This is a genomic window from Streptomyces sp. NPDC045778, assembly GCF_056431945.1.
In genome coordinates this window covers 54,817-79,754 of record NZ_JBWKJZ010000005.1, presented here as the reverse complement: position 1 = coordinate 79,754, position 24,938 = coordinate 54,817, and the positions used below count along the sequence as shown (strand labels likewise).

Annotated in this window: 21 protein-coding genes; 9 read left to right on the top strand and 12 right to left on the bottom strand. The window is 72.8% G+C overall.

Features of this window, described 5'->3' with window-relative positions:
• Positions 1–173 precede the first annotated feature (173 nt).
• Positions 174–1,955 (bottom strand): hypothetical protein, encoded by a 1,782-nt coding sequence (locus tag AC07GB_RS08350; RefSeq protein ID WP_478842835.1) that lies wholly within the window; start codon positions 1,953–1,955, stop codon positions 174–176.
• 449 nt (positions 1,956–2,404) lie between these two features.
• Between AC07GB_RS08350 and AC07GB_RS08345 the strand changes: the two genes are divergently transcribed.
• A complete protein-coding gene (locus tag AC07GB_RS08345; RefSeq protein WP_478842833.1) occupies positions 2,405–3,616 on the top strand; it encodes a Cmx/CmrA family chloramphenicol efflux MFS transporter in 1,212 nt (403 codons plus the stop codon).
• On the opposite strand, the gene AC07GB_RS08340 is transcribed toward AC07GB_RS08345, so the two are convergent.
• Complete coding sequence (locus tag AC07GB_RS08340) at positions 3,573–3,824, bottom strand: helix-turn-helix domain-containing protein (RefSeq protein ID WP_030667597.1); 252 nt, start codon at positions 3,822–3,824, stop codon at positions 3,573–3,575. The genes AC07GB_RS08345 and AC07GB_RS08340 overlap by 44 nt on opposite strands.
• Positions 3,825–3,872: 48 nt before the next feature.
• On the opposite strand from AC07GB_RS08340, the gene map reads away from it, so the two are divergent.
• Complete coding sequence (gene map / locus AC07GB_RS08335; protein ID WP_478842831.1) at positions 3,873–4,640, top strand: type I methionyl aminopeptidase; 768 nt, start codon at positions 3,873–3,875, stop codon at positions 4,638–4,640.
• Between the two features lie 138 nt (positions 4,641–4,778).
• On the opposite strand, the gene ggt is transcribed toward map, so the two are convergent.
• Entirely contained in the window at positions 4,779–6,665 is a 1,887-nt protein-coding gene (gene ggt / locus AC07GB_RS08330) for a gamma-glutamyltransferase (RefSeq protein ID WP_478842829.1), read from the bottom strand.
• A gap of 328 nt (positions 6,666–6,993) precedes the next feature.
• On the opposite strand from ggt, the gene AC07GB_RS08325 reads away from it, so the two are divergent.
• Positions 6,994–8,190: a L,D-transpeptidase gene (locus AC07GB_RS08325; RefSeq protein WP_478842827.1), complete on the top strand. Its 1,197-nt coding sequence runs from the start codon at positions 6,994–6,996 to the stop codon at positions 8,188–8,190.
• 172 nt (positions 8,191–8,362) lie between these two features.
• A complete protein-coding gene (locus tag AC07GB_RS08320) occupies positions 8,363–9,937 on the top strand; it encodes an alpha/beta fold hydrolase (RefSeq protein ID WP_478842825.1) in 1,575 nt (524 codons plus the stop codon).
• Between the two features lie 48 nt (positions 9,938–9,985).
• On the opposite strand, the gene AC07GB_RS08315 is transcribed toward AC07GB_RS08320, so the two are convergent.
• From AC07GB_RS08315 to AC07GB_RS08290, 6 genes are all read right to left on the bottom strand, one after another.
• Positions 9,986–10,876: an amino acid ABC transporter permease gene (locus AC07GB_RS08315; RefSeq protein WP_478842823.1), complete on the bottom strand. Its 891-nt coding sequence runs from the start codon at positions 10,874–10,876 to the stop codon at positions 9,986–9,988.
• Positions 10,873–11,517 carry an amino acid ABC transporter permease gene (locus tag AC07GB_RS08310; protein WP_478842821.1) on the bottom strand — a complete coding sequence of 215 codons (645 nt, stop codon included), beginning with the start codon at positions 11,515–11,517 and terminating at the stop codon, positions 10,873–10,875. The genes AC07GB_RS08315 and AC07GB_RS08310 overlap by 4 nt, the downstream gene beginning before the upstream one ends.
• A 9-nt stretch (positions 11,518–11,526) precedes the next feature.
• Positions 11,527–12,450, bottom strand: coding sequence for a glutamate ABC transporter substrate-binding protein (locus AC07GB_RS08305; protein ID WP_478842819.1), 924 nt, complete (start codon positions 12,448–12,450; stop codon positions 11,527–11,529).
• Positions 12,451–12,457: 7 nt separating this feature from the next.
• Positions 12,458–13,201, bottom strand: coding sequence for an amino acid ABC transporter ATP-binding protein (locus AC07GB_RS08300; RefSeq protein ID WP_478842817.1), 744 nt, complete (start codon positions 13,199–13,201; stop codon positions 12,458–12,460).
• A 198-nt stretch (positions 13,202–13,399) separates the two neighbouring features.
• A complete protein-coding gene (locus tag AC07GB_RS08295; RefSeq protein ID WP_478842815.1) occupies positions 13,400–13,840 on the bottom strand; it encodes a DUF6278 family protein in 441 nt (146 codons plus the stop codon).
• A gap of 135 nt (positions 13,841–13,975) precedes the next feature.
• A complete protein-coding gene (locus AC07GB_RS08290; protein WP_478842813.1) occupies positions 13,976–14,419 on the bottom strand; it encodes a DUF3093 domain-containing protein in 444 nt (147 codons plus the stop codon).
• A 163-nt stretch (positions 14,420–14,582) separates the two neighbouring features.
• On the opposite strand from AC07GB_RS08290, the gene AC07GB_RS08285 reads away from it, so the two are divergent.
• Complete coding sequence (locus tag AC07GB_RS08285) at positions 14,583–16,355, top strand: GDSL-type esterase/lipase family protein (RefSeq protein ID WP_478842811.1); 1,773 nt, start codon at positions 14,583–14,585, stop codon at positions 16,353–16,355.
• Here AC07GB_RS08285 and AC07GB_RS08280 read toward each other — a convergent pair.
• The 3 genes from AC07GB_RS08280 to pcaDC form a co-directional block, all read right to left on the bottom strand.
• Positions 16,352–17,131, bottom strand: coding sequence for an exodeoxyribonuclease III (locus AC07GB_RS08280; protein WP_478842809.1), 780 nt, complete (start codon positions 17,129–17,131; stop codon positions 16,352–16,354). The two genes, AC07GB_RS08285 and AC07GB_RS08280, sit on opposite strands and share 4 nt — an antisense overlap.
• Before the next feature lie 48 nt (positions 17,132–17,179).
• Positions 17,180–17,830, bottom strand: coding sequence for an MBL fold metallo-hydrolase (locus AC07GB_RS08275; RefSeq protein WP_478842807.1), 651 nt, complete (start codon positions 17,828–17,830; stop codon positions 17,180–17,182).
• A 61-nt stretch (positions 17,831–17,891) separates the two neighbouring features.
• A complete protein-coding gene (pcaDC, locus tag AC07GB_RS08270) occupies positions 17,892–19,187 on the bottom strand; it encodes a bifunctional 3-oxoadipate enol-lactonase/4-carboxymuconolactone decarboxylase PcaDC (protein WP_478842805.1) in 1,296 nt (431 codons plus the stop codon).
• 462 nt (positions 19,188–19,649) lie between these two features.
• Here pcaDC and AC07GB_RS08265 point away from each other — a divergent pair, with 462 nt between their 5' ends.
• The 4 genes from AC07GB_RS08265 to AC07GB_RS08250 all read left to right on the top strand — a co-directional run bounded on the left by AC07GB_RS08265 (position 19,650) and on the right by AC07GB_RS08250 (position 24,936).
• The gene (locus tag AC07GB_RS08265) at positions 19,650–19,853 is read left to right on the top strand and encodes a hypothetical protein (RefSeq protein ID WP_478842803.1); all 204 of its coding nucleotides are present in this window, start codon (positions 19,650–19,652) and stop codon (positions 19,851–19,853) included.
• 49 nt (positions 19,854–19,902) lie between these two features.
• Complete coding sequence (locus AC07GB_RS08260; protein WP_478842801.1) at positions 19,903–22,383, top strand: catalase; 2,481 nt, start codon at positions 19,903–19,905, stop codon at positions 22,381–22,383.
• 141 nt (positions 22,384–22,524) lie between these two features.
• A complete protein-coding gene (locus tag AC07GB_RS08255; protein ID WP_478842799.1) occupies positions 22,525–23,850 on the top strand; it encodes an APC family permease in 1,326 nt (441 codons plus the stop codon).
• Positions 23,851–23,958: 108 nt separating this feature from the next.
• Positions 23,959–24,936 carry an ornithine cyclodeaminase family protein gene (locus AC07GB_RS08250; RefSeq protein ID WP_478842797.1) on the top strand — a complete coding sequence of 326 codons (978 nt, stop codon included), beginning with the start codon at positions 23,959–23,961 and terminating at the stop codon, positions 24,934–24,936.
• Positions 24,937–24,938 lie beyond the last annotated feature (2 nt).

Genomic DNA, 24,938 nt, shown 5'->3' with positions numbered 1-24,938 from the left:
GCTGTGCTCCTTCGACAGGACGTCAGAGAGCCTCTACGCCCGTAGACTTGGTGCGTAGACAGACGAACGTAAGCCCCATCGGGGGCCTTGCCAAGACCATCGCCGTAACGCGCCAGAGACGATCTTGTTTCAGGGGCCACCGATCACCCGAGCGGGTGCGGGACGTGCGGCGGTCAGGTGGTGAGGCCCGCGACGCGCAGGGCGTGCACGAGGTCCCAGTGGTGCGCGTCCGACACGCCCTTGGCCATCTCCAGGAGCAGCGGGACGAGCCGCTGCGCGTCGGCGTGCGCGCAGGCCGCGACGTCCTCGGCGCTGCGCACGCGCACGTACGCGTCGAGCAGCGCGCGGGCCTCGCGCTCGCGCCCCGCGTCCAGGAGTGCGAGGAGCGACTCGGCGATCTCCGGGGCGGGCCGGGCCACGCCCTGGCGCAGGAGCTTGCGGCAGTCGTCGGCGCGGCCCGCGCCCGCGAGCGCGTCGGCGACGGCCACGAGGCGGTCGGGCGGCAGCGACGCGGCCTCCCACAGCAGGGTCGCCCAGTCGGCCGCGAGGCCCGCGTGGAGCAGTTCGTCGGCGAACAGCGGCAGCCGCGCGGCGGGCCACCCGGCCGCCTCGACGAGCACGCCGTGGGCCTCGCCGCTGCGGCCCTCGCCGCGCAGCCGGATGAGGGCCTCGACCGCTTCGACGGTGGCGCGCTCGTCCGCGGCGGCGCCGTCCGGGGCGGCGGCCGGTGCCGGGTGGGTGCGCGGGGGCGCGTCGACGGCCTGTACGTAGCGGGCGCCGCGCGGGGTGCGCGGGGCGGCGGCGCCCGCGCCGGGCGGCGCGGCCACGGGCTCGGCCAGGTCGTCGCCCGTGCCGTCGAAGCCCGCGAACCGGGCGCCGCGCGGCCGGCGCCGCACCCCGAGCCGGGAGCGGCCGGACTGGGCGGGGACCCGCGGCGGTGTGTCCTGCCCGGGCTCGGGCTCGGCGTCCCGCCGGGGCGGATCGGGGTCCTCGGGGCTCTGGGGGTGGCCGTAGGCGGTGTCGTGGCCGTCCCCGCCGGGGGCTGCGGCGCGCCCGTCACGGTCGTACGCCTCCGCTCGCGGGTCGCTGTCGTACGGGTACGGGTCCGGGGACGAGTCCGGATACGGGTCCGGGGACGCGCGGACGTCGTCGTACGCGACGCCACGGCCGTCGGTGTCGTACGCCGCGCCTCGGCCGTCGCTGTCGTACGCGGCCTCCCGGGCGTCGTCGCCGTACGCGGCGACCCCTCGGCCCTCACTGTCGTACGCGGCCTCGCCGCGGCCCCCGTCGTACGCGTCCGGCCAGTAGTCGTCGGTGTCGGTGTCGGTGGGGAATGCGGGGGCCTGCGCCGACCCGTGGGCTCCGGCCGGGGTGCCGGTCCCGTCGGCGGGGAACTCCGCGCCGTCCGGGGAGGGGGTGGCGCCGAAGTCCACCCAGCGCGGCGCGCGCGCCCGGTCGAGGCGCTCCATGCGCCGGCGCAGTTCGCCGCAGCGCGCCGCGGCGCGCTCGTGGTCGTCGCGCACCCAGGCCAGGTCCAGATGGATGCGGTCCACCTCGTCGGGCGTCGCGGCGAGGGCGAGGGAGCGGGCCAGCTCCTGCTCCCGCTCGGCCGCGAACCGCTGCTCCTGGAGCATCATGTCGAGCCGGTCACTGAGGAGTTCGCGCCCGCCGGGCCGGTCGTCGTGCGCCGCCACGGACGCGGCGTGCAGCGACCGGGCGCGGCCGGTCTCCGCCTGCGCGACCCCCACGCCGACGTCCGCCGCGAGGTCGTGGAGCAGCGCCTGCACCACGTCCCAGGGCGGCACTTCGGTGCCGTCCAGGCAGGCTCGCATGCCGTCGGGGTCACGGGACCAGAACACGCCGCACCATCCGGCACTCTGGTCGAGGCGTGCCAGGAGCCCGTTCAAGTACCGCGCGAACTCCGTGACCTGTTCCGGGAGTTGTCCCACTGCCATCGTCGGGCACCGTCCCCTGGGAGACTAGGGTCTGCCGGTCCGGAAGATAACACCAGACGCGTTACGGGACGGCTGCACGTGGTTTTCCGGAGCCCTCGTTAATTACGTGGACGTGCGGCGGGAGGCGTGGCTAGTCTGCGCACATGTCCAGTCCCGAAGCCAGCAGAGGCTAGCCACCGGCGCGCTCCGGTGGCCTCGCCCCGATCCTGACCGATCCGGCCCATTCTGGCTGATCCGGCCCATTCTGGCTGATCCGGCCCATCCCGGCCGATCCGGCCCGCCGCCCGCGTCGCAGCCCCGCTCGGGGCTCTGCGGCGAGCGTGCCCGGGGACCATCACCGCGCCGCAGTCACGGACATTTCCCTTTTCCCATCCACGCCGTGGGCCCGTCCGCCACTTCCTGGACCCGTCGCGCCCACGCCGTGGCTGACGTGGCTTTGGAGTTTCGCTGTGCCCATGGTCCTCTATCTGCTCGGACTCGCCGTGTTCGCTCAGGGCACGTCCGAGTTCATGCTGTCCGGCCTGGTGTCGGACATCGCCGCCGACATGGACGTGTCGGTGTCCGCCGCGGGCGGGCTGACCTCGGCGTTCGCCGTGGGAATGGTCGTCGGGGCGCCGCTGATGGCGGTGCTGAGCCTGCGCTGGTCGCGCCGCCGGGCGCTCCTCGGCTTCCTGGTGGCCTTCCTCCTTGCGCACGTGGTGGGCGCGCTCACCACGAGCTACGGCGTCCTGCTCGCCACCCGCGTCGTGAGCGCGCTCGCCAACGCCGGGTTCCTCGCGGTGGCGCTCACGACCGCGACCGGCCTGGTCGCCCCTGACGCCAAGGGGCGGGCGACGTCCGTGCTGCTCGGCGGCACGACGCTCGCTTGCGTCGCGGGCGTGCCGGGCGGCGCGCTGCTCGGCCAGCTGTGGGGGTGGCGCGCCGCGTTCTGGGCGGTGGCCCTGATGTCGCTGCCCGCCGTCGTCGCGATCGCGCGGTCCGTCCCCGTGGACACCCCCGGGGGCGCGCCCCTCGGTGCCCGCGCGGAGCTGGGCGCCCTGCGCGCCCCGCGCCTGGTGGTGACGCTGCTGCTCGGCGCGCTCGTGAACGGCGCCACGTTCTGCGCCTTCACCTATCTCGAACCGCTCGCCACCCACGTCGCCGGGGTGGGGGACGCCTGGCTGCCCGGGCTTCTCGCGCTGTTCGGGCTCGGTTCGTTCGCCGGGGTCACGCTCGGCGGGCGCCTCGCGGACAGCCGTCCGCTGCCGCTGCTCGTGGCCGGTTCGCTCGCGCTCCTCGCGGGGTGGGCGGTCTTCGCGCTGACCGCGCACCACACCGCGGTGACCGTGGCGTTCGCCTTCGTACAGGGCACGTTGTCGTTCGCCGTGGGGTCCACGCTGATCGCCCGCGCGCTGTACGCGGCGACGGCGGCGCCCGCGCTGGGCGGCGCCTTCGCCACGGCGGCGTTCAACGTGGGCGCGGCGGTGGGCCCGTGGGCCGGGGGCCGGGCGATCGACGCGGGGCTCGGCTACCGCTCGCCGCTGTGGGTCAGCGCGCTCCTCGTGGCGCTGGCGCTCGCGACGGCGGGCGGCGCGGCGCTCATCGCCCGCAGGACGGCGCGCGTCCGCCGCGCGGGCCTCACACCGGGACCAGGACGCACGTCCGTGCCACCTCGTCCATAGACAGCTCCAGGGTCACCGCGAGCGCCGCGACCGTGAAGAACGCGGGCGTCGGCGCCCGGCCCGTCTCGATCTTGCGGAGGGTCTCCGCGGAGATGCCGGCGCTCGCGGCGACCTCCACCATGCTCCGCTCGCCACGCGCCTCCCGCAGCAGGCGGCCGAGCCGCTCGCCGCGCTCGCGCTCTTCGGGGGTCAGAGGGGTGCGCACCATGGCCCCAGTCTACGCGCACCCCATTCAAATACCGGTATAGTAATTGGCATGGTGGAACTCAAGACGGACACATCGATCGACGCGATGCGAGAGGCGGGGCGCGTGGTCGCGCGCGCCCTGGCCGCGGTGCGGGCCGCGGCGGCCATCGGCGTCACCCTGCGCGACCTGGACGAGGTGGCGCATCAGGTCCTCAAGGACGCGGGTGCCACGTCCCCCTTCCTGCACTATCACCCGGAGTTCGCCCCGGTCCCCTTCCCCGCCACCCTGTGCGCCTCGGTGAACGACGCGATCGTGCACGGCATCCCCGACGACTACCGCCTGCGCGACGGCGACCTGCTCTCCGCCGACTTCGGCGCCCACCTCGGCGGCTGGGCGGGCGACTCCGCGATCAGCTTCATCGTGGGCACGCCGCGCCCCGAGGACGTCCGCCTGGTCGAGACCGCCGAGCGCGCCCTCCAGGCAGGCATCGAGGCGGCGGTGGTGGGCAACAGGATCGGGGACATCGCCCACGCCATCGGCACCGTCTGCCGCGCCGCCGGGTACGGCATCCCGGACGGCTTCGGCGGCCACGGCATCGGCCGCCAGATGCACGAGGACCCCTCGGTGCCGAACGAGGGGCGGCCGGGCCGCGGCATGCCCCTGCGCCACGGCATGGTGCTCGCCATCGAGCCGATGCTGATCAGCGGCGGCACGGACGGGTTCCACGCCGCCCCGGACGGCTGGACGCTGCGCACGGACGACGGCAGCCGCGCGGCCCACGCGGAGCACACCGTGGCCATCACGGACGCGGGCCCGCGCATCCTGACGGCGCTCTGACCCGCCTTGCGGCGCCGCAGCCCCCGGCGTCCGCGCGAGCGGGGGGCCGGTGCCGATCGGCCGCCCGCACGCGCGGGGGCCCGTGCCACCCAGGTGAGCGGCACGGGCCCCGGTGCGCACACCGTGGACGCGCGGGGTCTACGACCGCGGTCGCACCACCATGGCCGAGCCGCCGCCCCGGCGCTCCGGCTCCGCCGCGGCGAGCCACTTGCCGCCGGGCAGCCGCTGCACGCCGGTGGCCGCGCCGATCTCCGGGTTCTGCTTGAAGGAGTGGCCGAGCGCCTCCAGGTCGCGCCGCAGCGGGCTGTCCCACAGGCCGGGCTCCAGCTCGGTCTGCGCGGCGTTGCGCTGGCTGGCGCGCGGCGCCGCGATCGCGTCGACCAGCTTCAGATCCCGGTCCAGGAAGCCGGTCAGGGTCTGGAGGACCGTCGTCACGATGGTCGCGCCGCCGGGCGAGCCGACCGCGACGACCGGCTCGCGGTCCTCGTCGAGCACGATGGTCGGCGCGAGCGACGAGCGGGGCCGCTTGCCGGGCCCGGGCAGGTTCGGGTCGTGCACGCCGGGCCGGGCGGGCGCGAACGAGAAATCGGTCAGCTCGTTGTTCAGCAGGAAGCCCCGGCCGGGCACGGTGATGCCGCTGCCGCCGGTGGACTCGATGGTGAGGGTGTAGGCGACGACGTTGCCCCACTTGTCGGCGGCCGTCAGGTGCGTGGTGTTCTCCCCCTCGTACGTCGTCGGGGCCGCCTTGCCTGCGCTGGCGCAGGGCCGCGGGTCGCGCGGGTCGCCGGGCGCCACGGGGCTCTTGAGCACCGCGTCGTCCTTGATCAGGCAGGCGCGGGAGTTCGCGAACCGCTGCGAGAGCAGTTCCTTGGTGGGGACGTCCTCGAAGGCGGGGTCGCCCACCCAGCGCCCCCGGTCGGCGAACGCCACCCGGCTCGCCTCGATGAAGCGGTGCAGATAGCGCGCCTTGCTGACACGCGAGAGGTCACCGCGTTCCAGGATGTTGAGGGCCTCGCCGACCGTCGTACCGCCGGAGGACGACGGGGCCATCGAGTAGACCCCGAGGCCGCGGTACGTGGTCTTCGAGGGCGCGCGCTCCTTCACCTCGTAGGCGCGCAGGTCCTTCATGGACAGGTCGCCGGGGCGCGCGTCGCGATCCGATTCCGGGTCCACCGGCGGCTTGTTGACCGTCCGTACGAAGTCCCTGCCGATGTCGCCCCGGTAGAGCGCGCCGACGCCCTTGCGCCGCAGCTCGGCGTAGGTGCGCGCGAGGTCGGGGTTCTTGAACGTGGAGCCGACGACCGGCAGCTTCCCGCCCGGCAGGAACAGCTCCGCCGTGGCGGGGAAGTCCTTGAAGCGCTCCTGGTTGGCCTCGGTCTGCGCGCGGAAGGTCCGGTCCACCGTGAAGCCGTCGCGGGCGAGCCGCTCGGCGGGCCTCAGGAGCGTGCCGAGCCGCTCGCTGCCCCAGTTGTCGATCGCCGCGCGCCAGGTGGCGGGGGTCCCGGGCGTGCCCACGCCGAGCCCGCTGGTCTGGGCGTCCGCGAACGGCAGGGGCTTGCCGTTCTCCAGGAAGAGGTCCGAGTCCGCGGTGCGCGGCGCCGTCTCGCGCCCGTCGAGGGTGTGCACCGTGCGGGTCTTCGCGTCGTAGTACACGAAGTACCCGCCGCCGCCCACGCCCGCCGAGTACGGCTCGGTGACGCCGAGCGCGGCGGCCGTGGCGACGGCCGCGTCCACGGCGTTGCCGCCCTTCTTCAGGACCTCGATGCCCGCGGCCGACGCGTCCGCGTCGACGCTCGCGACGGCCCCGCCGGACCCGACAGCCTCGGGCACCTTCGGCGGCGTCCTGGAAGCGTGGGCCGCGGGGGCCGCATCGGGTCTTGAGCCTGCTCGGGCCCCTGGGGCCGCTTCGGCCGCCGTGCCCGGTTCCGCTGTGCGCGAAGGCGAGGAGGGGGCGGCCGCTCCGACCGTCACCAATACCCCGCCGACCGCCAATAGCGTCAGATTCCGTACTACTTCACGCCGCATGGGCACCTCCAGTCAACGGCCGTCCGCGCAGCGTAACTTCGCGCCCCCTCCCCCGGCCACGGCGCCTGCCGAGGTGGCTGCGAATGGCCGCTGAGGGCTTCGCCGGGACGCCGCGCGTGCCGTCGGAACGGGGTGCCGGACCTGCGAACCGTCCGTCGCGCTCGTGGCAGTAAGCCATCGCGCCGAGTGAGCACCCGACCGCGGAACGCGAGGCCCCTATAACACTTCCGTGACGCAGTCCGGATTTTCCCGACAACAGGCAACCCCGAAGGACCCTCCGCCCTCTCACTCCGGGCAGGCATGAACATCCGCACGGAGGTACGTTTCCTTGAGGTCCCGCAGGTCCCTGAGCACCAGCCGCCGCTCCATACGCCCCCGGTACGCGGCCGTCGCGGGCGCCGCGGCCCTCGCGACCGCCCTGACCGCCTGCTCCGGCGGCGGCTCCGGTGACGACGCCGAGGCCGAGAAGCCGAAGATCTCGGTGAACCTCACCGGCAAGCAGGCGAAGGCGGGCGTCACGGTCACCGTGAAGCTGGCCGCGGGGGACGCCAAGCTGAAGGCCGTCACGGTCGCCGACGCCGAGGGCACCAAGCTGCCCGGCAAGGTCTCCGCCGACGGCCGCGGCTGGACCTCGGCGCGCGTGGCCGCGCCCGGCACCAGCTACACCGTGAGCGCCACCACCCAGGAGGGCGGCAAGGCCGGCAAGGCGTTCACCACGGCCGCGCCCGAGAAGGTCAACAAGGTCACCATCACCCCGGGCCGTAACGTCAAGACCGTCGGCGTGGCCCAGCCCCTGTCGATCGTCTTCGACCACCCCGTCAAGAACAAGGCGGAGGTCGAGAAGCACCTCAAGGTGAAGACGTCCGACGACACCGTCGGCTCCTGGGGCTGGATCAAGAACTATGACGGCAAGGACCGCGTGGACTGGCGGCCCAAGGACTACTGGAAGTCCGGCACCGAGGTGACGCTGGACGCCGAGCTGAACGGCGTGGACTCCGGCGCCGACGGCGGCTGGTTCGTCCGCGACTACGACACCGCGATGACCGTCGGCAAGAACCAGGTCGTCAAGGTCAATCTTGACAACAAGACCGCGACGTTGACGCGGGACGGCAAGACGGTCAAGTCTGTACCGATGTCCGCGGGTACACCCGGTGGCGAGAAGGCCTCCTGGGGCGGCACGTCGGTCCTGATGGCCAAGGAGGGCACGATCAACATGCGCTCCGAGACCGTCGGCCTGGGCAACAGCTACGACAAGATGGTCGACTACTCGATGCGCCTGACCTGGTCGGGCATGTACGCCCACGCGGCCCCCTGGAACGCGGCGTACTTCGGCAACACCAACCACAGCTCCGGCTGCGTCGGCATGAGCACCGGCAACGCCGCGTGGCTGTACGGCCAGGTCCAGATCGGCGACCCGTTCGAGGTCTCGGGCAGCGGCTCCAAGGGCACCCCCGACCCCGGCAACGGCTTCGGCGAGTGGAACCTGTCGTGGGCGGACTGGCAGGCCAAGAGCGCGCTGCGCTGAGACCGCGCGGCGAGCGGCGAGCGGCGAGCGGCGAGCGGCGAGCGGCGAGCGGCGGAGAAACTCCACACCTCAACTATCGTTACCCGTACGTAACTTACCGCGGGGTTACCCGAGGTAATCCTGCGCGGTTACCGTCAGGTCACTTTGCACCGGCATGTGTGAGGAGTGACCCGTGGGAAAGACGCGCAGAGCTTTGCGGACCACCGCCCTGGGCGCGGTATCGGTGGCGCTCGTCGCCGGTGCCGCCCCCGCCGCCCAGGCCGCACCCCCGTCCAAGGCCGCCGCCCCGGGCGTCCGCTTCGTCGACATCCCCGGGGACGGCGGCACGGTCCTCAAGGCCAACGTCGTCACGCCCGCGGGCGCCCCGGCGGACCGCTCGTACCCCGTCGTCGTGCTGCCCACGAGCTGGGCCATGCCGCAGATCGAGTACATCGCGCAGGCCATGAAGCTCGCCGACGCCGGCTACGTGGTGGTCAGCTACAACTCGCGGGGCTTCTGGCAGTCCGGCGGCGAGATCGAGGTCGGCGGCCCCGAGGACATCGCGGACGCCTCCCGCGTCATCGACTGGACGCTGCGGAACACCCCCGCCGACCCGGAGAAGGTCGGCATGGCGGGCGTCAGCTACGGGGCGGGCATCAGCCTGCTGGCCGCCGGGCACGACAAACGGGTCAAGGCGGTCGCGGCCCTCAGCGGCTGGAGCGACCTCGTCGGGTCCATCTACAGCGGCCGCACCCAGCACCTCCAGGCGGCCGCCCTGCTCGGCGGGGCGGGCCGGCTCACCGGCCGCCCGAGCGCCGAGCTGCAGGGGGTCCTCAAGGACTTCCTCGGCTCCAACCTGGACCAGGAGGACGAGATGATCGCGTGGGGCGCCAAGCGCTCCCCCGCGACGTACCTGGACCGCATCAACAGCAACGGCGCGGCCGTCATGCTCGGCAACGCCTGGGGCGACACCATCTTCCCGCCCAACGAGTACGCCGACTTCTACGAGAAGCTCAAGGGCCCCAAGCGCCTGGAGTTCCGCCCCGGCGACCACGCGACGGCCGAGGCGACGGGCCTGCTGGGGCTGCCCAACGACACCTGGACGAGCACCCGGCGCTGGTTCGACCGCTATCTGAAGGGCGAGAAGAACGGCGTCGACCAGGAGCAGCCCGTCCAGCTGAAGTCCCGCTCCACGGGCGGCTACGAGGGCTACCCCGACTGGAAGTCCGTAGGGGCCGCCCAGCGCAAGCTGGACCTCGCGGGCACCACCACGATCCACACGAACGTCGACTCGGGCGCCAACGGCGGCATCGTGATGCTCTCCAACGCCCTCGACCAGTTCCTGAAGCTGCCGCCGATGGCGTCGATGCCGCTGCTGCCGCGCCGGTACGCGGCCGTCTGGCAGGGGCAGCGGGCCGAGCGGCCCCAGCGCGTGCGCGGCACCGCGAAGCTGCACACCACGCTCACCAGCACCAAGGAGAGCGGCACCCTCGTCGCGTACCTCTACGACGTGGGCCCGCTCGGCCTCGGCAAGCTGGTCAGCAACGCGCCGTACACCTTCCACGGCAAGACCCCCGGCAAGCCGTTCGGCGTCGACCTGGAGCTGTTCTCCACGGCCTACGACGTCCCGGCAGGACACAGGCTCGCCCTGGTGGTCGACACGGTCGACCCGCTCTATATCGAGCACAACCCGTCCGGCGCGCAGCTGACCTTCTCCTCGCCCAGGACCGACCCGTCGTACGTGTCGATCCCGCTGCGCGAGCAGTGATCTCCGGCTGCTGCCGGGCGGGCCTGGCCCTCCAGCTGCTGCTTCCCCCTAGGGGGCGGGGGCCCTGGGGGGACCCCCTCCCGGCAGCAGCGTCCCTGGTTCAGCCGGGGCGACGTCCACGGCCTCTGTCTTGGGACTGCGCCGCTGGCGTTTGGACACCCAGTAGGCGAACCACGACAGCAGCATGCACATCCCGATGTAGATCGGTGAGATCACCATGACCACGGGGATGAAAGGCAAATCGTAGTCGAGGTTCGACGCGATCAGTTTCCCGGCGTGCAGGAACTCCTCATAGGTGATCAGATAACCGAGCGAGGTGTCCTTCAGGGCCACGACCAACTGGCTGATGATGGCGGGCAGCATGGCCCGCACGGCCTGTGGCACCAGGACGTACGACATGACCTGAGTCTTTCTCATCCCCAGCGCGTAGGCGGCCTCCCTCTGTCCGCGCTCGACGGAGTTGACGCCGGAGCGGAACACCTCGGCGAGCACGGAGCCGTTGTAGAGCGTGAGCCCGGCGACGAGCGCCGGAAGCGGCTGGACCTTCAGCGCCACGAAGACGAAGAAGATCATCACGAGTACGGGCATGGCCCGGAAGAACTCCACGACCAGCGTGGCCAGCCAGCGCACCGCCCGGTGCTCGGAGAGGCGCCCGGTGGCCAGGAGCGCGCCGAGCGCGAGCGAGAGCACGGCGGCGACGGCGAAGGCCTTGAGCGTGTTGCCGAGGCCGCGCAGGAGCAGTTCCTGGATGCCCTGGTACTCGAACGGCGTCCACTTGGTGCGCGTGAACTGGTCGGTGTCGAACAGCAGGTACAGGACCCAGGCGACGAGCCCGACGATGACGGCGGTCGACAGGACGCCGTACAGCAGGTGTCTCCTGCGGGTCCTCGGGCCCGGGATATCGTAGAGGGCGGTGGCTTCGGCGGCGGTGGTGGTCATCGGGCGACTCCCCAGCGCTTCTCGAGGATGTTGAAGACGGCGCTGATGGCCAGGGTGATGATCAGGTAGCCGAGGGCGATCCAGAGGAAGGTCCAGACGATGTTGTAGCCCAGCTCGCTGAGTGTCTTGTAGGTGCCGAGCAGTTCGGTGACGCTGAAGGCGCCGGCGATCGCCGAGTTCTTGGCGAGGGCGATGAGCGTGGAGCCCACGGGCGGGATCACCGAGCGGAAGGCCTGCGGGAGCACCACCATGGACAGGGTCTGACCGAACGTCATGCCGAGGCTGCGGGCCGCCTCGCCCTGCCCCCTGGGCACGGTGTTGATGCCGGAGCGCAGTGCCTCGCAGATGAAGGCGGAGGTGTAGCAGCCGAGGGCGAGGACGGCGAACACCTTGAAGGGCAGCACGAGTCCGAAGCGCGGCAGGCCGAGCAGGACGGCGAAGAACAGCAGGGTCAGCGGAGTGTTGCGCAGGACCGCCACCCAGACCGCGCCGAACACGCGGAAGGAGCCGACGGGCGCGACCCGGAAGGAGGCCATGACGAAGCCGAGCACGAGCGCCAGGGCGGAGGCGTACACGGTGAGTTCGACGGTGCCGAGGAAGCCCTCGCCGTAGGTGGAGAAGTTGTCCGTCAGTACGTCCACGACGCCTCCTCAGCTCGCCGGGTAGCGGTCGATGGCGGGGGGCTTCGGCGCGGGGACCCCGGACAGGCCGAGGGTCGCGTCGTACGCCTTCTTCCAGTCGCCGTCGCGTTCGCGGGCGGCGAGGGCGTCGTCGATGGCAAGGCGCAGCGTGTTGTCGCCCCGGGGGACGCCGATGCCGTAGGGCTCCTCGGAGAACGGCTTGCCGACGACCTTCAGCTCCTCGGGGACCTTCGCCGCGTAGCCGATCAGGATCGCGTCGTCGGTGGTGACCGCGTCGACCTGGTAGGTCAGCAGGTTGTCGACGCACACCGAGTACGTGTCGTACGCGACGAGCGTGGCCTTCGGGTGGTCCTTCTGGATGCGCTGGTACGGCGTGGAGCCGGCGGCCGAGCACACGCGCTTGCCGTCGAGGTCCTTCGGGCCCTTGATGTCGTCCTCGTCGTGGCGTACGAGGAGGCCCTGGCCGGCCATGTAGTAGGGGCCGCCGAAGCCGACGAGCTTCTTGCGGTTGTCGTTGATGGTGTAGGTGCCGACGTAGTAGTCGATCTGCCCGTTCTGGAGGGCGGTCTCGCGGTTCGCGGAGGCGATGGTCTTGAAGGAGATGCGCTTCGGGTCGAGGCCGAGGGAGGCCGAGACCATCTTGGCGATCTCGATGTCGAAGCCGGAGTAGCGGCCGGTGGCGGGGTCCTTCTCGCCGAGGTAGGGCTGGTCCTCCTTGGCGCCGACGACGAAGTGGCCGCGGTTCTCGGCCTTGCGCCAGGTGCTGGAGGCGGACAGGTCGAAGCCCTCGGCGACCCGGTAGACGGGCAGCTTCCCCGCGGCGGGCCCCTTGGTCGGCGGGCTGCCCTCCTTGCCGCAGGCGGCGGTGGCGAGCGCGGTGAGCGACAGGGCCGCGAGCAGCCCGAGCAGGCGTGTCGTACGCATGGGACGCATCCCCCCGTCAGTGCTTGAGGATCTTGGAGAGGAAATCCTTGGCGCGGTCGCTCTCCGGGTGCGTGAAGAAGTCCTCGGGGGCCCTGTCCTCGATGATCCTGCCGTCGGCCATGAACACGACGCGGTTGGCGGCCGAGCGCGCGAAGCCCATCTCGTGGGTGACGACGACCATCGTCATGCCCTCGCGGGCGAGGGACTGCATGACTTCGAGGACCTCGTTGATCATCTCGGGGTCGAGGGCCGACGTCGGCTCGTCGAAGAGCATGACCTTGGGGTCCATGGCGAGGGCGCGGGCGATGGCCACGCGCTGCTGCTGGCCGCCGGAGAGCTGCGCGGGGTACTTCTGCGCGTGCGCGGCGAGCCCGACCCGCTCCAGGAGTTCGCGGGAGCGCTGGTCCGCCTCGTCCTTCTTGCGGCCCCTGACCTTCACCTGGGCCAGGGCGACGTTCTGCAGCACGGTCTTGTGCGCGAAGAGGTTGAACGACTGGAAGACCATGCCGACTTCGGCGCGGAGCCGGGCCAGGGCCTTGCCCTCCTCGGGCAGCGGCTGCCCGTCGAGGCGGATGGTGCCCGACTGGATGGTCTCAAGACGGTTGATCGTCCGGCAGAGCGTCGACTTGCCCGAACCGGACGGGCCGATGACCACGACCACCTCCCCCTTGCCGACGGTGAGGTCGATGTCCTGCAAGACATGCAACTCGCCGTAGTACTTGTTCACGTCACGCAGCTCGATCAACGGATCGACGGCCATGCCCAGACCTGCCCACTCTCAGCTGTGTCGGTCCGCGCAAACTATCCACGGCAAAACAGGACTTATGGGACGACACGCACTTATGGGCATTAACCGTATTTGAGACCGGAGGTTCGCCGTGCCGCCACGGCCCGGCCACGCGCCGGTCATGTCGCGGGCACGCCTCCCCCGCGCCCGCGCCGGCCCATCGGACAGGCCCTAGGTCTCGGAGGTCTCGGCGTACATCTGGGACAGCTCGGGGGTGCCCTGTACGGCCCAGTCGAGGCCCGCGGCGACCACCTGTAGCTCCCGGCCCGAGGCGAGCCGGACGACGGGCGTGCCGCCCGGCAGGACGTGCCACACAGCGCCGGGGACGGTGCGGACGATGACCGTGCCGAGGTAGAGCCCCGCGTCGTTGCCGAGCCAGGGCAGGGTCTCCGGGTCCTCGCGCCAGCGCGGCGTGAGCTGGTCGAGCGCCGCCAACGACGCGGGCGTGTCGTCGAGTTCGAGCCCCGCGCGCGCCGCCTGGGAGCGCAGCAGCTCGCACTCCGAGAGCAGCTCGGCCACCCCCTCCGGGTCGGCCTCGAAGGCGGCGGCGAGCTTCAGCCCTGCCCCGCCCGCGTGCCGCTTGCGCCACTTGTCCAGGAACGGAATGTTCATGACCGGCCTCTCCGTGGGGCGCCCGAGCGTTCGGACGGCGGCTTTCGCGTTCCAAGGAATGTATCTTGCGGCAGTTGATCACGGAATCAGGCGAATCACTCCGCCCGCCTCCCGTGGCGCCGCCCGCGCGGGCCCTCAGCGGCGCGTGAAGGCGAGGATCGTGGCCAGGTTCATCGGGCGGCGCGTCGAGAGGTACAGATAGGGCGCGGTGTGGTGCGGGCCCCGCAGCTCCACGCGCAGCGCGGTCGGCACATAGCTGCGCAGCAGCAGGTGCGCGTACGCGTTCGCCTTGCGGGTGCGCCACTCGAAGGCCTCCCCCGCGTCCAGGATCTCGGTCGTGCCCAGCTCGTCGATGGGGATCGCGCGGCCTCCCGCGACGAGCGTGCCCGGTGTCACGACGATGCGCGCCGAGCCGTAGCGGTGGACGAGCGGGCCGCAGACGGCGACGACGAGGAGGAGACCGGCCGCGGCGGCCACCGGGCCGAACGGCAGCAGCAGCCCGGCGAAGAGCCCGCCGCCGAGCACGACGAGGAACCACCACACGGCCGGGACAGTCAGGCGCTCATCGTAAAGATGCATGGGCCCATCCTGGCAAAGGGGTTCGGGGACCGGCGGCCGGGGTGACGGACGGGGTCGCCGTCTTGACTGGCCTCTGACGGCTCCTTAGCTTCAGGGCGCGTCCCCCGTCACACCGGGGGGCCGGAGAACGCCAGGAACACCGAGGCTCGGGGAAGGGGCCGTCGTGCGCCGACGTGTCCGCGGTGCCGCCGTCGTGCTCGCGCTCCTGGGGGGCCTCGCCCCCGTGGGGGCCGCGGGGGCCGCGCCGCACCGGTCCGGGCCGCTCCCCCTGGAGCGGCTCTTCGACAACAGGGCCGTCAGCGACGACGCGCGGCCCGGTGACGCGGACTTCGACGGCGCGGGCGCCTCGCTGTCCGCGCCGGACCTGGCGGCGGCCGGGTGGACTCCCGGCCGGACGCTGGGAGTTGAGGGCGCGCGCCTCGCCTGGCCGGACACGCGGGCGGGCGAGCCGGACAACGTGCGGGCCGACGGGCAGTGGGTGCGGCTGCGCGGGCGCGGGGACGCGCTCGCCTTCCTGGTGGCGGGGACCGGGGGCGACGCGCACGGCACCGGGACCGTGCGGTACGGCGACGGATCGCGCACCACGTACCGTCTGACCGCCCCCGACTGGCGCACCGGACCGCTCGCCACCAAGTCCGTCGCCCTGCCGCACATCAACACGCCGGACGGGCAACGCGCCGAGAAGGCACGGCTGTACGTCGTCACCGTGCCGCTCGCGCGCGGGCGCGAGGTGGCGTCGGTGCGCCTTCCCGGCGATCCCGGCGCGGCGGACCTGCATGTCTTCGCCGTGTCGGTACGGTCCCCCGCCGCCGGGTGGACGGGGACGTGGTCGGCGTCGACGGCCGGGTACGCGAGCGTGGGCCCGTGGGCGGACCGGACCGTGCGGCTCGTGGTGCACACCGGCGTGGGCGGGCCGCGGGCGCGGATCCGGCTGGACAACACCTTCGCGTCGGCGCCGGTGCGCGTCGGGAGCGCGAGCGTCGCCGTGCGGGGCGCGGGAGCACAGGCGCGCGGCGCGCCCGTACCGCTGACGTTCGGCGGGGCGGGCGGGGTGGAGATCCCCGCGGGGGCGCAGGTGTTCAGCGACCCCGTGCGGTTCGCGGTGCCCGCGGGCGCGGATCTGCTCGTCAGCTTCCATCTGCCGGGGACGGTGACGGCCGCGCCCGTGCACAGCCAGGCCCTCCAGACCTCGTACGTGAGCGGGCCGGGTGATCACGCGGCGGAGGCGTCCGGCGCCGCGTACACCTCCACGATGCGGGTGTGGCCGCTGCTCACCGGGGTCGACGTGGCGGGCGGGCCGGGCTCGGTGGTGCTGCTCGGTGACTCCATCACCGACGGGGTCGGCTCCACTCCTGACACGAACCGGCGGTGGCCCGACGTGCTCGCGCGGCGGCTCCTGGAGGAGCCGGCTTCGGCGCGCTACGGCGTCCTCAACCAGGGCATCTCCGCCAACCGTGTCGTCGGGGACCGCTATCCCGGGGACGGGGTGTCCACCGACACCGGAGGTGTCAGCGCGCTGCACCGGCTCGACCGTGACGTGCTCGCGCAGACGTCCCCGCGCACCGTGGTCGTCTTCCAGGGCATCAACGACCTGCGGGCCGGGGCGGCCGCCGCGGACGTCGTGGGCGGCCTGCGGGAGATCGCCGCGCGGGCCCGCGCGCGGGGGCTGCGGGTCGTCGCGGCGACGCTGGTGCCGTGCGCCGGGGAGGCCCGGTGCACGGCGGCCGTCGACGCGCGGCGGGTCGCGGTGAACGCGGCGCTGCGGCGGGGCGAGACGGACGCCGACGCCGTGCTCGACTTCGACGCGGCGCTCCGCGACCCGGCGCGGCCCGAGCGCCTGCTGCCCGCGTACGACAGCGGCGACGATCTGCACCCCGGCGACGCGGGCCTGGCCGCCCTGGCGCGCGCGGTGCCCCTGGAGGCGCTCCGGGGCTAGAGGTCGAGGTCCACGACCACCGGGGCGTGGTCCGATGCGCCCTTGCCCTTGCGCTCCTCGCGGTCCACGTAGGCGTCGCTGACGGCCTTGGCGAACGGCTCGTTGCCGTACACCAGGTCGATGCGCATGCCCTTGTTCTTCGGGAAGCCCAGCTCGCGGTAGTCCCAGTACGTGAAGGGGTGGTCGTACTTCAGGGGGCGCGGGACGACGTCCGTGAGGCCGGTCTCGCGGAGCGCCGCGAGGGCCGCGCGCTCGGGGGGCGTGACGTGCGTGAGGCCTTCGAAGCGGGCGACGTCCCAGACGTCGTCGTCCGTCGGCGCGACGTTGTAGTCGCCGAGGACGGCGAAGGGGCGGGGGCCCGCGGCGTCGGCGGTGACGGCGGCCTTGAGGGCCTCGAACCACTGGAGCTTGTAGGCGTAGTGGGCGTGGTCGACCTCGCGGCCGTTCGGCACGTAGACCGACCAGGCGCGCAGGGGGCCGCAGGTGGCCGCTATGGCCCTCGGCTCCTGCGCGCCGTCGTAGTCGGGGCCGCCGGGCAGGCCCGTGGTGACGTCCTCCAGGCCTACGCGGGAGAGCAGCGCGACGCCGTTCCACCTGCCGGTGGCGTTGACCGCCGACTCGTAGCCCAGCTCGCGCAGGGCCTCGGTGGGGAACTGCTCCGCGGTGCACTTGGTCTCCTGGACGCACAGGACGTCCGTGCCGCTCTTCTCCAGCCAGGCCAGGAGGCGGGGAAGGCGTGCGGTGATCGAGTTCACGTTCCAGGTGGCGATGCGCATGACGGACAACCTACCTGCCGGGACTGACAGCGGGCGGCCCGGCGGCGGTCACACCCGGGCGGACTCGCCGGGTGCGAGGCGGGTGTGCTCGGTGCCGCCGAGCCTGCCGATGTGCCCCTCGTAGATCGGCAGCGCCAGGTCCGTGAGCAGCGCGTCGTGGACGTCGTAGGCACGCCGCGGCTCGACCTCGCGGACGTACTCGATGACCTCGGAGATCTTGTTCCAGGGGGCCATCACCGGGACCAGGAGGGTGTCCACGGGGTGGTCGGGGACGGTGAGCGCGTCGCCGGGGTGGAAGACGGCGCCGTCCACCAGGTAGCCGACGTTGGTGACGCGCGGGATGTCGGGGTGGATCACGGCGTGCAGCTCGCCGTGGACCTGGACGTCGAACCCCGCGGCCGTGAACGTGTCGCCGTGGCCGACCCGGTGCACGCGCCCCGGGAAGGCCGCGGCGATCCGGTCGGCGACGGCCGCCAGGGTCCAGATCGCGGCGGCCGGGTTCGCCTCCATGGCGGCGCGCAGGCGGGCCTCGTCGAAGTGGTCGGGGTGTTCGTGGGTGACGAGGAGCGCGTCGGCGCCGAGGGCCGCGTCGGCCTCGGTGAAGCCCCCGGGGTCGATGACGAGCGTCCGGCCCTCCTTTTCGAGGCGCACGCACGCGTGGGACTGCTTCGTGAGCTTCGTGCCGGTGGTCGTCGTCATGGGGGTCCCCTTCTCTTCTCCGTCGCGTGGTTCCCCATCCTGCTCGCCGCGCCGCTCGGCGCTATTCAGGGGGTGTCGTTTCCTCCCGGATGACCGTCTGCGCGACCCGGAAGGCCCTGTTGGCCGCGGGCACGCCGCAGTACACGGCGGCCTGGAGCAGCACTTCCTTGATGTCGGGCGGGGTCAGGCCGTTGCGCAGCGCGGCGCGGATGTGGAAGGCCAGCTCCTCCTGGTGGCCGCCCGCGACGAGGGCCGTGAGCGTGACGCAGCTGCGGGTGCGGCGGTCGAGGCCCGGGCGGCTCCAGACCTCGCCCCAGGCGTAGCGCGTGACGAGGTCCTGGAAGTCCGCCGAGAACTCGTCGGCGGCGGCCAGGGCCTGGTCGACGTGCGCGTCCCCGAGGACCTCGCGGCGCACCTTCATGCCCGTGGCGTACGCGTCGGGGCGCGCGGCCCGCTCCTGGGGCGGCTCCACGGGGGCGATCTCGGCCGGGGGCGCGGCAGGCGGCGGGGCGAGCACCGGCTTGACGGGCGGTGCCGCGATGGCGTGCTGGCCGGTCGCGCCGATGTCCGGCGCGGCCTGCCAGGCGCTGCCGAAGTGGCGTACGAGCAGGTCGGTGACCGCGGCGGGCTGCTCGACGGGCGCGAGGTGCGAGGCGCAGGGCACCACGGCGAGGCGGGCGTCGGGGATGCCCGCGACGAGCGTGCGGGCCTCGCCCTGGCCGGTCACCTGGTCCTCGGAGCCGACGAGGACCAGCGTGGGCACTCCTATGCTGCCCAGTTCGCCGCGGATGTCGAAGGCGGCGAGCGCCTCGCAGGCGGCGATGTAGCAGCCCGGGTCGGTGGTGCGGACCATCTGCACGGCCCAGTCGGTGATGGCGGGCTGGGCGGCGGCGAAGCCGGGCGTGAACCAGCGCTCGGGCGAGGTCCTGGCGACGGGTTCGAGGCCGTTCGTGCGGACGATCACGCCGCGCTGGCGCCACTCGTCGGCGGTGCCGAACCGCGGCGAGGTGGCGATGAGCGCGAGCGAGGCGACCCGCTGGGGGTTCCTGAGGGCCAGCTCCGCGCCGATGGCGCCGCCGAGCGAGCAGCCCGCGTAGCCGAAGCGCTGTACGCCCACCTCGTCGAGCGTGGCGAGCACGCGGGCGGCAAGGTCACCGACGGACTCCACGGGGTGGGCGGGGGCGCCGCCGTGTCCGGGCATGTCGAAGCGGAGCACTCGCCAGTGCTTGCTCAGCTCGGGCACCTGCCGGTCCCACATGTGCCACGTGGTACCCAGTGAGGGACCCAGGACCAGGACCGGGGCGTCTTCTGGCCCGTCAGCGCGGTATTGCAGGGTGTTCGTCGGTGTCTCACTCACCCGCCCGACCCTCTCATCTGTCACGACAGTCCTTATGAGCGGGTCCTGACTGTAGCTGTCCGGCCGAACGGCTGGCTTCTCGGGCCACCGCGAGGATCCACACGGGAAGAGGTGTGCGACAGGACGAAGGGGGCATCCGGGGAGAGCCGCACGTCGTGGGGCGGTTCGGGTGGAGGGGCCGGTCCTCGAGTGGTGGTCCGGCGGTGACAGGCGGAGTCTGGATTGTTGAAGCTGCCCTCGTGGGGCGCGGTGGGTGACCGCCCCGATCAGCATGGAGGCCCTGTGATCACCGTCGATGCCCCCGTCGGCGTTCCGGCGACCCCGAGGACATCACCCGTGCCCGACCGCACGGCGAGACCTCCGGCTCTGCCTCTGCCTCCTGTACGAGCTGCGCCACTCGCCCGGGCGCCGCACCAGGCGGGCGCCGGGCAGGCCGCCCTGCGATGCTGCGAAGAGGATGTGGTGGCGGACGCCGTCCATGAGCTGGTGGTGCGACGGGGCGTGATCGGCGGTGTTCCGGAGGACGAGCCCGGGCTCGCCCCCGGCATCGCGTTCCCCGTCCGGTCGACCGGCTTCCTGGAGGACCAACTGGGTGAGCACCTTCTCGCCGCCTGGCGCAAGGGACGTACGGCCTTGCGGGATCCGATGAGCGACACCGCTCCCTAGACCTCGCCCCCTCAGCTGCACCTCACACACCCCCACGGTTGGAGAGCGCATGCCGGACAAGAAGGCTGCCGACAAGCTGTCGAAGAAGACCGCCTCGTCGGCGGCGGCCGCGGGTAAGCCCGCGAGGAAGAAGACGGCCAAGAGGGCCGCGCCGGTGGCGGAGAAGCCGGCGCCCGCCAAGGAGAAGGCCAAGAAGCCGACCGCCAAGAAGCCGGCAGCGGCGGCGAAGCCCGAGCAGGGGCGCAAGAAGAGCCCCCGGAAGGCTGGGGCCAAGAAGGCCGTCGACGCCCCGGCCCCGGGCGCCGGCCCCGCCGACGGCGTCCCGGGCAAACCCGGCGCCGAGACCCCGCCGGTCGCCGAGCCCACCACCCCGCGCGCCCCGCTGCCGCCCAAACCCGACCAGAGCGGCCCGGCCACCGTCAGCCCGACCGGTCAGGCAACCGCCGCGGACCCCGCGCACATGGCTCAGGGCGAGGGCTACTTGACCACCGCGCAGGGCGTCCGGCTGTACGAGACGGACCACTCCCTCAAGGCGGGCCCGCGCGGCCCGGTGCTGCTCCAGGACCACCACCTGCGGGAGAAGATCACCCACTTCGATCACGAACGCATCCCCGAGCGGGTCGTGCACGCCCGCGGGGCCGCCGCCCACGGCGTCTTCGAGGGCTACGGGACCGCCTCCGCGGTCACCAAGGCGGCCTTCCTGGGCAAGGGTGTCGAGACGCCGGTGTTCGTCCGCTTCTCCACGGTCCTCGGCTCCCGTGGATCCTCCGACACCGTCCGGGACACCCGCGGTTTCGCCACGAAGTTCTACACCACGGAAGGCACCTTCGACCTGGTCGGCAACAACATGCCGGTCTTCTTCATCCAGGACGCGATCAAGTTCCCCGACATCATCCACGCGGGCAAGCCGCACCCCGACCGGGAGATCCCGCAGGCGCAGAGCGCGCACGACACGTTCTGGGACTTCGTCACCCTGCACACCGAAGCCACCCACCACACGCTGTGGAACATGTCGGACCGGGGCATTCCGCGCTCGTACCGCATGATGGAGGGCTTCGGCGTCCACACGTTCCGCCTGGTCGACGCCGGCGGTTCCACCTCGCTGGTGAAGTTCCACTGGAAGCCGAAGCTGGGTGTGCACTCGCTGGTCTGGGAGGAAGCGCAGATCACCAATGGCGTGGACCCGGACTTCCACCGCCGCGACCTGGCCGACGCGATCGAGGCCGGCGCGTACCCGCAGTGGGAACTGGGGATCCAGGTGTTCCCCGACACCGCCGACCAGACGTTCGAGGGCATCGATCTGCTCGACCCGACGAAGCTCGTGCCCGAGGAACTGGCCCCGGTGCAGCCGGTCGGACTGCTCACGCTCAACGCCAACCCCAGCAATTTCTTCGCCGAGACCGAGCAGGTCGCCTTCCACGTCGGCCACCTGGTGCCCGGTATCGACATCACCGACGACCCGCTGCTCTCCGGTCGCCTGTTCTCCTACCTCGACACGCAGATCACTCGGCTCGGCGGCCCCAACTTCGCCCAGCTGCCGATCAATCGCCCGCACGCCCCCGTCAACGACATGCTGCGCGACGGCATGCACCAGACGGCTGTACACCGAGGGGCGGCCCCGTACAAACCCAACTCCCTGGACGGCGGCTGCCCCTTCGTGGCCGGGGAGGACGTGGGAGCGTACGTCGAGCGGCCGGTGACGGTTCCGGAGGGCCGGAAGGTCCGCGAGGCACCGGCCTCCTTCGACGACCACTTCAGCCAACCCCGGTTGTTCTGGCTGAGCATGAGCGACATCGAGCGCGAACACATCATCGCCGCCTACACCTTCGAGCTGAGCAAATGCTACGAGCAGGCGATCAAGGAGCGGGCGCTCCAGGTGCTCGCCAACATCGACCCCGTGCTGAGCGAGCAGGTCGCTGCCGGCCTCGGCCTGCCCGCGCCGGCCCCCACGGTGAAGCCGGCGAAGCCCACCCCGAGCCCCGCCCTCTCCCAGGTCGGCCGCACGTGGCCGCTGGACGGCCGGATCATCGGCGTCATCGCCGACGCCGACTGTGACCTCGACGGGGTGCGGAAGGTGCGTCAGGACATCCTCGACGCCGGGATGGTGCCCCTCGTCATCGCCCCCACGGGCGGCTCCCTGGACGCCTCCGGCGGCCCGCTCACCGTGCAGCGCACCTACGCCACCGCACGCTCGGTCGAGTACGACGCCTTGCTCGTGGCGGGCCCGCTCAGCTCGGGCGCGGACGCGTTCGCGGCCAGGGACGCCAAGGCGGGCAAGGGTCGTAAGCCCAACGCCCGGAAGAAGACCGCCGCCACCGACCCGCGGGTCCTGTTGCTGCTGTCGGAAGCCTTCCGCCACGGCAAGGCCATCGGCGGCTGGGCGGGCGCGGAGACGGCCCTGGCCGCGGCGGGCATCGCGGCGGACGCGCCGGGCGTCGTCAGCGGCGCCTCCGGCCCCCGCGTCCTCGGCGAGCTGACCGCGTTGATGGGCGCGCACCGCGTCTGGGAGCGGTTCCCGACGACGGTCTGAGCGCCTCCTCGTACGCGGGGAAGCGCCGGGGCCCTCCGCGGCTCACCGCGGAGGGCCCACAGGTTGACCGTGGGCCGACGGGTCACCCGCATCCGGGGGACGAGCCGCCTGCCGAACACCAGGACGGGTATACGGGATCACGTGAGAACGCCCCCCGCCCAGTCGGAGACGTCCCAGTCCCCGACGTCGCTCAAGAAGGCGCTGACCACGCCGCTGCTCTACTTCTTCATCCTGGGAGACGTCCTGGGGGCGGGCGTGTACGTCCTGGTCGGGCAGGTCGCGGCCGACTCCGGCGGTGCGGTGTGGGCCCCGCTGCTCGCCGCTCTGTGTCTGGCACTGCTGACCGCCGCCTCCTACGCCGAGCTGGTCACCAAGTATCCGCGCGCGGGTGGTTCGTCGCACTACGCGACCCTGGCGTTCGGGCCGTTCGCCGGGTTCCTGACCGGGTTCTGCATGCTGGCCGCCGGCGTGGTCTCGGTGGCCGCCCTGGCCCGGGGGTTCGGCGGTGACTATCTGGCCGAGTTCGTCACCCTGCCCCTCGTGCTCGTACTGATCGTGTTCCTGGTCGCGCTGGCGCTGCTGAACGCGCGCGGCATCAGCGAGTCGACGCGCGCCAACGTGGTCGCCACCGTCATCGAGGTCGGCGGACTGCTGCTCGTGATCGGGCTTGGCTGCTGGATCGTGCTGCGCGGCGACGGGGACCTGGGGAGGCTGACGGACCTGGGGACCGCGGGCAAGGGGCCCGCGGCGGCTCTGTTCAGCGGGGCCGTGCTCGCCTACTACTCCTTCGTCGGCTTCGAGACGTCCGTCAACGTGGCCGAGGAGACCAGGGATCCTCGCCGGTCGTACCCCCGAGCGCTCTTCGGGGCCCTGCTCACCGCGGGCGCGGTGTACGCGCTGGTCGGCGCCGCCGCGGCGGCAGCCGTACCGACCGGAAGGCTGGCCGGGTCGAGCGGGCCGCTGCTCGAAGTCGTCCGGGTGGCGGGCCGGGTCCCCACCGAACTCTTCAGCGCGATCGCTCTGGTGGCCGTCGCGAACGGCGCTCTGCTCACCGGCATCATGTCCTCACGCCTGGCGTACGGCATGGCGCGGGACGGCCTCCTGCCGTCCTTTCTGACGACGGTGCTGCCCCGTCGGCGCACGCCCTGGGTGGCGATCGCCGCGACGACGGCGCTTTCTCTGTTCCTCGCGACGACCGGCGAGGTGGACACCCTCGCTTCCACCCTGGTCCTGCTCCTCCTCGTGGTGTTCTTCCTCGTCAACACCTCGCTCCTCGTCCTGCGCCGCGACACTGTCCCGCGCGACCATTTCCGGGCGCCGACCGCCGTCCCGGTACTGGGAGCCGCCTCCTGCGTTGTGCTCGCGACGCAGATCGAACAGGAGGTCTGGGTCAGGGGGCTCATCGCTCTGGCTGCCGGCGCCGCACTGGGCGCTGTCGCCGCCGTGCGCCTGCGCCGCAAGGGCTGAGCGACGGCACGTCGGCGGGATTGTTGTGGCTGGTCGCGCGGTTCCCCGCGCCCTTTCAGGGTGCTGGTGCGGGGTTTCCGGGGTGCCCGCATCGGTGAGGGTCATGGGATGAATCCACTGCCGTTCTCCGCGGAACCTTCAGGAAAGCCCCTCCCCCACATCGCCGCTGACGCCCTGGCGCGGCTCGTTCCGATGGCCGCGGCCGTCGACGCCGTCGAGGCCGTGCTCGTGGGGGGCGGGCTTGATCCGGAGGCGGAGCCCGCGCGTGCCGTGGTCGGGGTGCCGGGCGGGCAGCTGCTGATGATGCCCTCGGCCACGACGGCGTACGCGGGCGTGAAGGTCGCCTCGGTCACGCCCGCCAACCCCGCGCGCGGGCTGCCCCGCATCCAGGGCCTCTACCTCCTGCTCGACGGGGCGAGTCACACTCCGCTGGCCCTGCTCGACGGCATCGCGCTGACGTCGCTGCGTACGCCCGCCGTGTCCGGGGCGGCGCTGCGGCACCTGGCCGTGCCAGGGGCCCGGCGGCTGCTGGTGTTCGGGACGGGGCCGCAGGCGTGGGGGCACGTGGAGGCGGTGCGGGCGGTGCGGCCCGGGCTCGCGCACGTGGACGTGGTGGGGCGGGATGCGGAGCGGCTCACGGCGTTCGTGGAGCGCTGCCGGGGCGCGGGGCTCACGGCGGCGGCCGCGGCGCCCGAGGACGTCGCGCACGCCGACGTGGTGTGCTGCTGCACGACGGCGCGCGAGCCGTTGTTCGACAGCGCGCTGCTCGCGCCGCACGCGGCCGTCGCGGCGGTCGGCTCGCACGAGCCGGACGCGCGCGAGGTGGACGAGCACCTCGTGGGCCGGGCCACGGTCGTCGCCGAGGCCAGGACCGTGGCGCTGCGCGAGTGCGGCGACATCGTGCAGGCCCTCGCCGCCCGCGCCTTCGACGTCGAAGGGCTGCGCACGCTGGGCGAGTTGGTGCGGGGCCAGGTGCCGGTCGCGGAGGACCGGCCGCGCCTGTTCAAGTCGGCGGGGATGGCGTGGCAGGACCTGGCGGTGGCCGTGGCGGCGTACGAACGGCGGGGCGCGGGCACGGAGGTCTGACG